Source organism: Streptomyces sp. NPDC002730, assembly GCF_042888805.1.
Classification (GTDB): Bacteria; Actinomycetota; Actinomycetes; order Streptomycetales; family Streptomycetaceae; genus Streptomyces.
This window is the reverse complement of the sequence record NZ_JBIAQG010000016.1, coordinates 231,065-242,699: the sequence shown is the minus strand read 5'-3', so window position 1 is coordinate 242,699 and position 11,635 is coordinate 231,065. Positions and strand designations below refer to the sequence as shown.

8 protein-coding genes are annotated in these 11,635 nt (G+C 70.7%); 4 read left to right on the top strand and 4 right to left on the bottom strand.

The features are described 5' to 3' along the window. The first annotated feature begins 450 nt into the window (after window positions 1-450). Window positions 451-900, top strand: a complete 450-nt coding sequence (locus ACFYXH_RS35395) for a PTS glucose transporter subunit IIA (protein ID WP_389571956.1) — start codon at window positions 451-453, stop codon at window positions 898-900. 78 nt (window positions 901-978) lie between these two features. After that, complete coding sequence (gene ptsP / locus ACFYXH_RS35390) at window positions 979-2,649, top strand: phosphoenolpyruvate--protein phosphotransferase (protein ID WP_389571954.1); 1,671 nt, start codon at window positions 979-981, stop codon at window positions 2,647-2,649. Between the two features lie 81 nt (window positions 2,650-2,730). Here ptsP and ACFYXH_RS35385 read toward each other — a convergent pair whose 3' ends face one another. Next, window positions 2,731-3,690 (bottom strand): hypothetical protein, encoded by a 960-nt coding sequence (locus ACFYXH_RS35385; RefSeq protein WP_389571951.1) that lies wholly within the window; start codon window positions 3,688-3,690, stop codon window positions 2,731-2,733. Window positions 3,691-3,712: 22 nt separating this feature from the next. After that, on the bottom strand, window positions 3,713-4,921 hold the full coding sequence (locus ACFYXH_RS35380; protein ID WP_389571948.1) for an MFS transporter: 1,209 nt from the start codon (window positions 4,919-4,921) through the stop codon (window positions 3,713-3,715). 112 nt (window positions 4,922-5,033) lie between these two features. Between ACFYXH_RS35380 and ACFYXH_RS35375 the strand changes: the two genes are divergently transcribed. Beyond that, the gene (locus ACFYXH_RS35375) at window positions 5,034-6,353 is read left to right on the top strand and encodes an aminotransferase class I/II-fold pyridoxal phosphate-dependent enzyme (protein WP_389571944.1); all 1,320 of its coding nucleotides are present in this window, start codon (window positions 5,034-5,036) and stop codon (window positions 6,351-6,353) included. Between the two features lie 114 nt (window positions 6,354-6,467). Here ACFYXH_RS35375 and ACFYXH_RS35370 read toward each other — a convergent pair whose 3' ends face one another. Continuing rightward, complete coding sequence (locus ACFYXH_RS35370; protein ID WP_389571941.1) at window positions 6,468-8,444, bottom strand: acetoacetate--CoA ligase; 1,977 nt, start codon at window positions 8,442-8,444, stop codon at window positions 6,468-6,470. A 217-nt stretch (window positions 8,445-8,661) separates the two neighbouring features. Between ACFYXH_RS35370 and ACFYXH_RS35365 the strand changes: the two genes are divergently transcribed. Next, window positions 8,662-11,022, top strand: a complete 2,361-nt coding sequence (locus ACFYXH_RS35365; protein ID WP_389571938.1) for a glycoside hydrolase family 31 protein — start codon at window positions 8,662-8,664, stop codon at window positions 11,020-11,022. 71 nt (window positions 11,023-11,093) lie between these two features. On the opposite strand, the gene ACFYXH_RS35360 is transcribed toward ACFYXH_RS35365, so the two are convergent. After that, on the bottom strand, window positions 11,094-11,597 hold the full coding sequence (locus ACFYXH_RS35360; protein ID WP_389571935.1) for an NUDIX domain-containing protein: 504 nt from the start codon (window positions 11,595-11,597) through the stop codon (window positions 11,094-11,096). Between the last annotated feature and the right edge of the window lie 38 nt (window positions 11,598-11,635).

The following is an 11,635-nucleotide window of genomic DNA, read 5'->3' as shown; positions in this document are numbered from 1 at the left end:
GGAACCTCGAACCTGCCGAAACAGGCCGGGGTATCAACATATCTGGCGTTGACTTTTGGCACGCTGTTGAGTTCTCAAGGAACGGACGCTTCCTTCAGACCCTTTTCATGGGGTCCTCCGGGCGCTTCCCTTCGGTGTTTCCAAACTCTATCAGGCTCTTTCGCTCTTCCCGACCACCGCCCTGCGGACATGCAGAGGTTTAGACCAGTTAGAATCTCGGCTTGATAGCTGCTGCCGACCCCCGACTCAACGTCGCGTTGGGGTCAGACAGGGGTTCGACACTACCGGTCGCCGGGAGACGAGGCAAATCGTTTCCGGTGCGCACCTAGGTCCGCCAACTGGTAGCTCTCACGCGGAACTAGGACTTCTTATGACTTACCCTTCTGAACAGTGCGTCGTCCGGCACAGGCAGTGACGACGCCGTACGAATCTCCGCCCCTGGGAGGCTCCATGACCACAGTGACGTCCCCTCTTGCTGGACGTGCCATCGGACTCGCGGCTGTGCCTGATCCGGTGTTCTCCGGTGCGATGGTCGGCCCCGGTACCGCTATTGACCCCGTGCGTGAGCCGTCGGAGGTCGTCGCCCCCGTTGACGGCGTCATCGTCTCCCTGCACCCGCACGCCTTCGTCGTCGTCGACGATCAGGGTCACGGAGTGCTGACGCACCTCGGCATCGACACTGTTCAGCTCAACGGCCAGGGCTTCGAGCTGCTCGTCAACAAGGGCGACACTGTTCAGCGCGGGCAGTCTGTGGTGCGCTGGGACCCGTCGGCCGTCGAGGCTGCCGGGAAGTCCGCCATCTGTCCGATCGTGGCGCTCGAGGCCACGGCCGACTCCCTCTCCGACGTCCGCGAGGACGGCGACGTAAAGGCCGGCGACACCCTCTTCGTCTGGCAGTGACGCCGACGCCGCGGTGGCGGCGTCAGTTGGACATCCATCGCGACGGCAGCTGCCGTCGCTCAATCGGAGACGGGTGAAATGCAGACAACGCTGCGAGGCGTCGGCGTGAGCCACGGTGTGGCGATCGGCGAGGTTCGGCACATGGGCACGGCGGTCCTGGAACCTCCGGCCAAGCAGATTCCCGCGGAGGACGCGGAGCGCGAACAGGGGCGCGCGCGCAAGGCCGTGGAAGCTGTGGCCGCCGACCTGATTGCTCGGGGCAATCTGGCAGGTGGCGAGGCGCAGGCTGTGCTCGAGGCGCAGGCCATGATGGCGCAGGACCCGGAGCTCATGGCAGACGTGGATCGGCGCATCGCCGTCGGCAGCACTGCCGAGCGCGCGGTGTACGACGCGCTCGCCGCGTACCGCGCGCTGCTGGCGGGTGCCGGTGAGTACCTGGCCGGGCGGGTCGCGGACCTCGATGACGTACGGAACCGGATCGTCGCTCGGCTGCTCGGCGTGCCGATGCCGGGTGTGCCGGACAGCGACGAGCCGTATGTACTGATCGCGCGGGATCTCGCGCCGGCGGACACCGCGCTGCTCGACCCGGCGTTGGTGCTCGGGTTCGTGACCGAAGAGGGCGGACCGACGAGTCACAGCGCCATTCTGGCGCGGGCGCTCGGAGTTCCCGCCGTGGTGGCGCTGCCGGGCGCCTGTGAGCTGGCCGAGGGCACGCTGATCGCGGTCGACGGCAGCACGGGCGAGATCTTCGTCGAGCCGAGCGACGAGAAGCGCGCCGAGATGGAGCGGGCCGCGGCGGAGCGGAAGGCCGCGCTTGCCGCTACCAGCGGGCCGGGGGCGACGTCGGACGGGCACAAGGTGCCACTGCTGGCCAATGTCGGCGGACCCGCCGATGTGCCGGCCGCGGTGGAGGCCGGTGCCGAGGGCGTCGGGTTGTTCCGTACGGAGTTCCTCTTCCTCGACGACAGCAAGCAGGCGCCGTCCGAGGAGAAGCAGGTCGAGGCGTACCGCAAGGTGCTCGAGGCATTCCCCGAGGGCCGGGTGGTCGTGCGCGTGCTGGACGCCGGTGCGGACAAGCCGCTCGACTTCCTGACTCCGGCCGACGAGCCGAACCCGGCGTTGGGTGTGCGCGGGCTGCGCAGTCTGCTGGACCACCCGGAGGTGCTGCGGACGCAGCTGACGGCGCTGGCCAAGGCCGCCGAGGGGCTGCCGGTGTACCTCGAGGTGATGGCGCCGATGGTGGCCGATCGCACGGACGCCAAGGCGTTCGCGAACGCGTGCCGCGAGGCCGGGCTGCGGGCGAAGTTCGGTGCGATGGTGGAGATTCCGTCCGCCGCGCTGCGGGCGCGTTCGATCCTGCAGGAGGTCGAGTTCCTTTCGCTGGGAACCAATGACCTCGCGCAGTACACCTTCGCCGCCGACCGTCAGGTGGGTGCGGTGTCGCGGCTGCAGGATCCGTGGCAGCCGGCGCTGCTGGATCTGGTGGCGCTGTCGGCCGAGGCCGCGAAGGCCGAGGGCAAGAGCTGTGGTGTGTGTGGTGAAGCCGCCTCCGATCCGCTGCTCGCGTGTGTGCTCACCGGTCTCGGTGTGACCTCGCTGTCCATGGGTGCGGCGTCGATTCCGTATGTGCGGGCGACGCTGGCGAAGTACACGCTCGCCCAGTGCGAGCGAGCTGCCGCCGCGGCCCGTGCCACGGACACCGCCGAGGAGGCCCGCGTGGCCGCCCGGGCGGTGCTCTCCGGCGAGTAGTCGGTGGATCAGTAGGCGGGTATCAGCAGACGGATGCCGAAGGGGCTTCCTGCCGGGGACGGCAGGAAGCCCCTTGGGCGTTCAGTGATGGTTCCCCGGGTCGTCGGTGGTGATGTCGAAGCCCGCGCAGTACTCCACCCCGGACTCCGGGGACAGTGGTTCGCCGGTGGTGGCGTCGGTGCAGTAGGCGCTGAAGACCTCACCGGCGGTGAGCGGGAGGAGTCGGCCCTGGTGGAGCCGCCAGCCGTGGAGGTGGTCCGGGGCACCGGGAGCGCTCGTACGAAGGACTACACCGCCAGGGCTCTCGAGGGCGATGCCTGCCGCGAGGACGGTGACGAACTCCGCGCCCTCGGAGGCGTCCAGGTGGGCGGGTGCCGCTGTGGCTCCTTCGGCGTGCAGGACGGCGAGGAGTTGTTCGTCGGGAGCGGGGACGCTGCAGACGAGGTGGTGTGTGCCGGGTCCGGCCTCCTCGAGCAGTCGCATCAGGATGCGGGAGGCCCGGTCGAAGGCGGCCCGGCCGATGTCCTGGCCGCAGTCGGCGCACTCTCCGAGGTCGGCGAGGAGCATCGTGGCGTACTCCCAAGTGGCCTGGCGGACTGCCTTGTTGATGAGCTGGGGCAGCAGGCTGTCGAGGGGCTGGCCGGTGTACGGGACGGTGGCGCCGCGGCCGGCGATTTCCGCGGTGTAGCGGGAGCGGCTCATGGCCGCGTCGGGGTCGAGGCCCGCTTCCGCGCAGTACTCCGTGAAGTCCTCGGGGTCGAAGAGGGCGACACTGGTGTGCAGTTGCCGGGAGGCGAGGGTTCTGAGCAGGTCGTCGATCTGCCGGAGATAGCTCGCATGGTCGTCGAAGGTGAAGGTGCGGTAGCGGCGCATCGCGGTGAAGTCCTGCTCGTCGGCCAGCAGGCCTACGGTGCCGGGGACTTCGCGGTGCAGGGTGCGCCGCATGGATGCGTTGTTCCGGGATCGCTGATGTGTGGACCGCGTTGACCGCTTGGGCCGCCTGGACTGCTTGGAATGCTTGGACCGCTTGGTGTACGCCATCTCTCCCCCTGAGCACTGTTGACTACTGGTGACTCACCGTAACTGGCGGCTCTGACAATGCGGGGTCGGGCAGTTGGTTCCGTACGAGCCGACTCTGGGCGAAGCAGGTGGCCACCAGTCCGGCACCCAGCAGTGCCCAGCCTGCGGGGCCTACCGCGATGGCTCCGGTGACGATCAGCGGGCCGGCGCTGCGCTGGGCCGATGCGGCCACTCCGTGCACTCCGAGGTAGGCGCCCTGTGCCTCGTCGGGGGCGAGAGCGACGGAGAGTTCCCAGGAGATGGTGGCGTGGAGGATCTCCGCCAGCGTGAGTGCGGCGGCGGCGAGGACAAGTGCGGTGATCGCGAGCCAGCGGCTGTCGGCTGCGGACACACTCATGGCGAGGGTGCCGGCGGCGAAGGTGACCGCGAGCGGTCCGAGCAGCCGCCGGGCGGCCTGTGTGGTGGCGCCGAATCGGGCGAGGGGGATCTGGAGGGCCACCACCATCACGTTGTTCAGGACGAGCAGAAGCGGGGCCAGGCCGTGCGGGGCTTCGGTGGCGTGCACGATCCAGAGCGGCAGCCCGACCATGAAGACCGCGTCGTCAAGGAAGAGCACCGCCTCACTGGCCACGTAGAGGAGATAGGTGCGGTCGCGCCAGGGGTTGGCGGGCTTTGCGGCGGCGGTCGTGCTGCCGGATCCGGTGACGACGCGCGACGGGGCGGGGGGCTCGCCGCAGCGCAGGGTCAGGAGGGCGGCGCACAGGGAGGTGAGCGCGTTGCCCACGAGGAGTGACTGGTACGCGGCTGTGGTGCCGATGCCGAGGGCGGCCGCAGCGGCGAGGCCGCCGATGGCGAAGCCGGTGTTGCCGACGGTGCGGTTCACGGCCTGGTAGCGGACGCGCTCGGAGCCGGCGATGCGGGCGGCGTAGAGCTTGGTGAGGACATTGGCCGCGCGGTCGCCGAGACTGCCGAAGGCCGCGATGACCAGCAGCAGTGCGAAGTGGTCGGTGGTGAGCAGGGCGAGGCCCGCGGTGGCGCGCAGGAGCTGGGCGGCGATGAGGACGCGGGTGATGGGCAACCGGTCGGCGATACGGCCTGCGATCGGCGCGCCGGCGATGCCGATACCGGCGGAGACCGAGATGAGGAGACCCACCTCGGCGATGGACAGGCCAGTGACGTAGGTGAAGTAGAGCGCCTGTGTGGCGGTCCAGAGGCCGTTGCCCGTCTTGTCGACCAGGGTGATGCCAAGCATGCGACGACCGTCGCGTCCTCCTGGGATGCGGTCCTTCAGTGCGGCCCGGCGGTGGAGCAGGCTCACCGGTTCCCCCTTGACGTGAGTTATGTATTGGTACATAGTTAACTACGTGGCAGCACAATATTCGATCGAAGGTACGACCGCCAAGGGGATTGCCGCGTCCGTCGAACGGGCCGTGGCGGACGGGGGCTTGGGGCCCGGGGACGCCCTGCCGCCTGTCCGGCGGCTCGCCGACGATCTCGGGGTCAGCGCCGGGACGGTCGCGACGGCGTACAAGGAGCTGCGTCGACGCGGTGTCGTGGTGACGCGTGGACGGGGCGGGACGGTGGTCGCCGCAGCGCCGGCAGTGGCTTCCCGGCGGCCGCCGAAGGTGCCCGAGGGGCTGCGGGATCTGGCCGGCGGGCACCCCGATCCGGCCTTCCTGCCGGACCTGGTGCCGCCCGCGCGACTCTCCCCCGGGGCCCGTTCGCACCGTTCGGCCCCCAGGCTGCCGGAGCTGGAGCAGGCGGTCCGGGCCTGGATCGGTGACGAAGGGGTGCCGGTCGAGCACGTCACCTTCGCGCACGGGGCGCTCGACTGTGTGGCGCGGCTGCTCTCCACCGAGCTGAGACCGGGCGATGCGGTGGCGATGGAGGATCCGGGCTACCACCATCTGCTCGATCTGGTACAGGCGTTGGGGCTGCGGTCGGTGGCGGTGGCGGTGGATGACGAGGGCATGCGGCCGGAGGCGCTGGGCGCGGCGCTGCGGGCGGGGGCACGGGCCGTCGTATCCAGTCCGCGGGCACAGAATCCGTACGGTGGCTGCTTCTCGGCCGGGCGGCGCGACGCGCTCGTGGACGTACTGCGGGACTCGCCCGAGGTACTGGTGATCGAGAACGACCACGCCTCGGACATCTCGGGCGCGCCGCTCAACTCGCTTACCGCGGGAGGCCTTTCGCGCTGGGCGCATGTCCGGACCGTCACCAAGTATCTGGGGACTGATCTGCGGTGGGCCGCGGCCGCCTGCGATCCGACGACGCTGGCGCGGCACGACGGCCGGCTGCTGCTGACATCCGGCTGGATCAGTCATCTGCTGCAGCGGACCGTGCTCGGGCTGATGACCGATCGGGACACGATGGCGCAGGTGGGGCGGGCGCGTACGGCCTACGGGGAGCGGCGAGCGGCCCTGGTGGCCGCGCTGGACTCACATGGTGTCGACGCACATGGTGTGAGCGGTATGAATGTGTGGGTGCCGGTGCGGGACGAGTCCGCAGTCGTCAACGGGCTGCGGTCCAGGGGCTGGTGGGTTGCGGCAGGGGCGAGGTTCCGGATCGCCTCGGGGCCGGGCGTAAGGATCACGACGGCGGAGCTGGAGCCGACGGAGGCGGGGAGGCTGGCCTCGGACTTCGCGGCGGTGCTGGGTGAGTCCGAGGCCACGTACGGGGGGTAGTGCGGTTTTTCCGCCGGGGCCGTCCGGCTGCCGTTTTGTCCTCAATCGCCGGACGGGCTTGATTTCCGGCCCCCGCGCCTCGGAAGCCGGACGGGCTTGATTTCGGGCTCCTTGCTAGCCGCGTTTGCGGGCGATGTCTTCGTAGAATCGCAGCAGTTCGAGATTGTCGACCGAGCCGGGGTTGACCGCCTTCGCCAGTGCCGTGCCCTGCAGGAGGCGCTTCACCGGCACCTCGATGCGCTTGCCGGTGAGGGTGTGCGGGACGCCGGGGACCTCGATGATGTCGTCCGGGACATGCCGTGGGGAGAGCTGTTCGCGGATCGTCTGCTTGATGCGCGCCCGTAGGCCGTCATCGAGAGCGGCGCCTTCGGCGAGGTGGACGAAGAGCGGCATCCAATAGCCGCCGTCCGGTTCCTCCAGGCCGATGACCAGCGACTCGCGGATCTCCGGGAGGCGTTCGACGGCTTCGTAGATGTCGGCCGAGCCCATCCTGACACCCTGACGGTTCAGCGTCGAGTCCGAGCGGCCGTGGATGACGACGGAGCCCCGGTCGGTGATGGTGATCCAGTCGCCGTGCCGCCAGGCGCCGGGGAACATCTCGAAGTAGCTCTCGCGGTAGCGGCTGCCGTCGGGGTCGTTCCAGAACCGGATCGGCATGGACGGCATGGGATTGGTGACGATCAGTTCGCCGACCTCGCCGATGAGCGGCTTGCCCTGAGGGTCCCAGGCCTGGAGGTCGGTGCCGAGACAGGCGGCCTGGAGTTCGCCGATGTGCACGGGCAGAGTGGGCACCGCGCCGGCGAAGCAGCTGCACACGTCCGTACCACCGCTGACCGAGGCGATCCACAGGTCCTCGGCCACCTCGTCGTGCAGCCAGCGGAAACCGTCGGGCGGGAGCGGGGAGCCGGTGGTGGCGACGCACTTGATACGGGAGAGGTCGTGGTCGCGCGCGGGGTGGACGTCCGCCTTGCGGCAGGCCATCACGTATGCGGCGGAGGTGCCGAAGAGGGTGGCCCGGGTGCGCTCGGCGATGCGCCACTGTGCGCCGGTGTCGGGATAGCCGGGGCTGCCGTCGTACAGGACCACCGTGGTGCCGGTGAGCAGGCCGGAGACGAGGAAGTTCCACATCATCCAGCCGGTGGAGGTGTACCAGAAGAAGCGGTCCTCGGGGCCGAGGTCGCAGTGCAGGCCGAGCTGCTTGAAGTGCTCCAGCAGGATGCCGCCCTGCGACTGGACGATGGCCTTCGGCAGGCCCGTCGTGCCGGAGGAGTAGAGCACCCAGAGCGGGTGGTCGAAGGGGACCTGTTCGAAGACGGGTTCAGCGTCACCGGCGGTGACCGCGGACCAGTCGTGGGCGCCTTCGGGGGCGTCGGTGCCGAGCAGCGGGATGTGGATCACGGCGCGCAGGGTGGGCAGTTCGCGGCGCAGCTCGGCGACGGTCTCGGTGCGGTCGTGTGCCTTGCCGCCGTAGCGGTAGCCGTCGACGGTGAACAGGACGACGGGCTCGACCTGCTGGAAGCGGTCGAGGACGCTGCGGGCGCCGAAGTCGGGCGCGCAGGAGGTCCAGACCGCGCCGACGGCCGCGGTGGCGAGCAGGGCGGTGACCGCCTGCGGGATGTTCGGGAGGTAGCCGCTGACGCGGTCTCCGGGGCGTACGCCGAGGGCACGCAGTTCGGCGGCGAGCGCCCCGACCTGGCGGCGCAGCTCCGACCAGCTGATCGGCGTCGGCTCATGTGTTTCGTCCACATGCAGCAGCGCCGCGTCATGGGCGCGGGCCGGGTCCTCGGCGGTGCGCAGCGCATGCTCCGCGTAGTTGAGGGTGGCACCCGGGAACCACTGGGCGCCGGGCATCGCGGGATCGGCGAGGACACGCTCGTACGGAGTGGAGAACCGCACATCGAACCAGTCGGCGACCGCCCGCCAGAAGGTCTCGAGCTCGTCGACGGACCAGCGGTGCAGCGCCGCGTAGCCGCCCTCGGCCGGGGCTCCGTGGCGCTCGGCGGCCCAGGCCTGGAAACGGGTGATCCGGGCGGCTGCGATGCGGTCGGGGTCCGGCTGCCAGAGAGGGGCAGGGTTCGCTGCTGAGGTCATGGTGCGGCTCCCGGGTGGCTCTACGCGGTGTCTGCGTGTGTCACGCGCACGAGCGGGGTGTGCGCGTGACGCGGCTGACAGGGACGATGCCATGTGATCGTCATTCGCACCAGGGCTCACCACCCATGGTCGGACGAGGGTATATGTGCTCTGACCACGGGTGAACGGGAGTTGAACAAACCCCACGTACGCCCCGCCGGATGGCAGGGTGAGCTGCATGGACGGTCGTGGGCTGGTGCGCTCGGTGAAGATCTTCGGAACGGTGCGGGGGCTGCGCGCGGCACGCTCGGCATGGCGACAACGACGGACCGACGCCCGGGGGCTGCCCGCCCGGGGAGCGGAGCGGGCCAGGGTGCCCGGACAGGTGAGCGGGGCCGAGCCGCTGCCCGGCGGCGGGATCATACGGTTCGCCCGTTCGGAGCTGCGCATCCGGGTCGCGGCCGGTGGGGCAGTCTTCTGGGGCTGGGACGGCGCGGAGCCCGAGCCGTCGTACGCGCTCGACGGCACGCCTCCCGAGCCGGATCCGCGAGCCGTGCTGGAACCCGACAAGGACGGCGGCTGGCGCGTGGTGTCGGAGCGGGTGACGGTCGAGGTCTCCCGGCACGGCGCCGTCGAGATCCGGACGCCCGGCGGTGTCGTACTGCGCCGGGATCTGCCGCCGCGCTGGTGGGAGCCGGTGCAGGGCGGTCCGGCGCGGTGGGTGCAGCGGACCGAAGTGCCTGCGGACGCGCGTTTCTTCGGGCTCGGCGGCCGGGCGTCCGGACCGCGGCTGCGCGACGGCACGTACCGGCTGTGGAACACCGACCCCAGGGGCAGCTTCGGTCCCGACGACGATCCGCTGTACATCACCATGCCGGTGCAGCTGGTGGTCGCCGACGCGGGTACCCATCTCGCCTTCCACGACAACTCCTGGGAAGGCCGGGTCACCCTTCGGGAGGGCGCGGAGGGCGCGGGCTCCGGGCACGACCGGCCGGGCACCAGTGAGGTGCGGATGGGCGGCGGGCCGCTGCGCTGCTGGGTGGTGGTGGGCACGCCCGCGCGCGTACTGGCCGGCTGGACGCAGCTGACGGGCGCGCCCGCGCTGCCGCCGTCCTGGGCGCTGGGCCCGCAGCATGCGCGGTGGGGTTTCGGCAGCGAGCAGGAGGTGCGCCGGATCGTCGCCGGCTACCGGGAGCGGGAACTTCCGCTGTCCGCGGTCCATCTCGACATCGACCACTACGACGCGCATCAGGTCTTCACCGTCGACCGGGAACGTTTTCCCGATCTGCCGGCGATGGCCGGGGAACTGCGCGAGGACGGGGTCCGGCTGGTCTCCATCGTCGATCCGGCGGTGAAGGCGGAAGCCGGGAACGCGGTGTACGACAGCGGGAAGACGGCGGGAGCCTTCGTACGGGACGCACGGGGCAAGGAGGTGCGGGGCGTCGTCTGGCCCGGCGACTGTGTCTATCCGGACTTCACCGATCCGGCGGTCCGCCGGTGGTGGGGAGAGCTGTACGAGGAGCGGCTGGCGCAGGGGTTCTCCGGAGTGTGGCACGACATGAACGAACCGGTGTCCTTCACGCCGTTCGGCGATATGACGCTGCCGCGCTCCGCCCGGCACGCACTGGAGGGGCGTGGGGGCGACCACCGGGAGGCCCACAATGTGTACGGCCTCGCGATGGCGCGCGCCGGGTACGAGGGGCTGCGGCAGCTGCGCCCGCAGGAGCGGCCGTTCCTCTTCTCGCGCTCCGGCTGGGCGGGTATGCAGCGGTACGGAGGCACCTGGTCAGGAGATGTGTCCACCGGCTGGCCCGGGCTGCGCGCCTCGCTCTCCCTGGTGCTGGGGCTCGGGCTGTGCGGCGTCCCGTACTCCGGTCCGGATGTGGGCGGCTTCGACGGCAGTCCGTCGCCTGAGCTGTATCTGCGCTGGTTCCAGCTGGGGGCGCAACTGCCGTTGTTCCGTACGCATGCGGCGATCGACGCGGGGCGCAGGGAGCCTTGGGAATTCGGCCCACAGGTGCTCGCCTGTGCGAAGGCGGCGCTCGCCGAACGGGAGCGACTGCGCCCCTACTTCGTCACGCTGGCGCATCTGGCGATGCGGACCGGAGCCCCGTATGCGCGGCCGCTGTGGTGGGCGTCTCCGCAGGACCGGGCGCTGCGCGACTGCGAGGACGCCTTTCTGCTCGGCGACGCGCTGCTCGTCGCGCCGGTGCTGGAGCGCGGGACGGACCGGCGGGCGGTGCGGCTGCCGCGCGGCCGGTGGTACGACACGGCGACCGGGCAGGCGTACGACGGACCGGGGCAGGTGCTGGTGGACGCGCCTCTGTCGCGTATCCCGGTACTGGCACGGGGTGGTGCGGTGATCCCGGTACGGGGCGCGGACGGCGGGATGGAGCTGGAGGTGTGGGCGCCGGCCGAGGGGCGCAAGGGCGGCGGTCTGGTGGTCCCGGACTTGGGTGACGGCTGGGAGCAGGCGGAGGTGGAGCGGTATACGACGCGGTTGGTGGACGGGCGGGTCGTGGTGAAGCAGATCAAGGGGGACGGGTCCGCTCCGCCGCGGTGGCGGGTGAGGGTGCGCGGGCTGGGTGGTCAGCCGTAAGGGCACGCGGCTTCCGGTCCACACTCACAGGCGGCTACCGTCCGCACCCACAGGCGGCTTCCGGTCCGCACTCAGCCGTAGTGGCCGGCGAACCAGTTCCGTACGGCAATGGTGTGCAGCGGGAACGCCAGCTCGGCGGGGCCGCGCAGCAGATGCCAGCCGTCCGTCTCCTCCGTGGGCGCCGGGCCGGGGAGGTCCGCCGCGTTACGTTCCGGCAGCAGGCCGAAGAGGAGGAGATGGCCGTCCGGCGAGCTCAGCGCGTCGGCGAGCCGGACGTCCGCGCGCGCCGCCTCGATGCCGGTTTCCTCCTTCAGCTCCCGTACGACCGCCTGCTGCCAGTCCTCGCCGTGGTCGATGAAGCCGCCGGGCAGGGCGATGCCGCCGCGCTGCGGTTCGATGGTGCGGGTGATGACGACGAGTCCGGTGCCGTCGGCGTCATGGGCCGGAAGCAGCGCGATGGCGACGGGCAGCGGATTGCGGTACGCGGTCTCGCCGCAGGCCGGGCAGATACGGGGCCAATCGGCGACCGGGCCGTACGACGCTCCGCAGTTGCCGCAGTGGGAGTCCTTGGGCACGCGCGGACTGTATCCGATCGCCCTTTCCCGCCGGGCCG

Excerpts from the sequence above, each read along its gene's own strand:
- ACFYXH_RS35395 (WP_389571956.1), top strand. The coding sequence starts at position 451 with ATGACCACAGTGACGTCCCCTCTTGCTGGACGTGCCATCGGACTCGCG.
- ptsP (WP_389571954.1), top strand. The coding sequence starts at position 979 with ATGCAGACAACGCTGCGAGGCGTCGGCGTGAGCCACGGTGTGGCGATC.
- ACFYXH_RS35385 (WP_389571951.1), bottom strand. The coding sequence starts at position 3,690 with ATGGCGTACACCAAGCGGTCCAAGCATTCCAAGCAGTCCAGGCGGCCC.
- ACFYXH_RS35380 (WP_389571948.1), bottom strand. The coding sequence starts at position 4,921 with ATGCTTGGCATCACCCTGGTCGACAAGACGGGCAACGGCCTCTGGACC.
- ACFYXH_RS35370 (WP_389571941.1), bottom strand. The coding sequence starts at position 8,444 with ATGACCTCAGCAGCGAACCCTGCCCCTCTCTGGCAGCCGGACCCCGAC.
- ACFYXH_RS35365 (WP_389571938.1), top strand. The coding sequence starts at position 8,662 with ATGGACGGTCGTGGGCTGGTGCGCTCGGTGAAGATCTTCGGAACGGTG.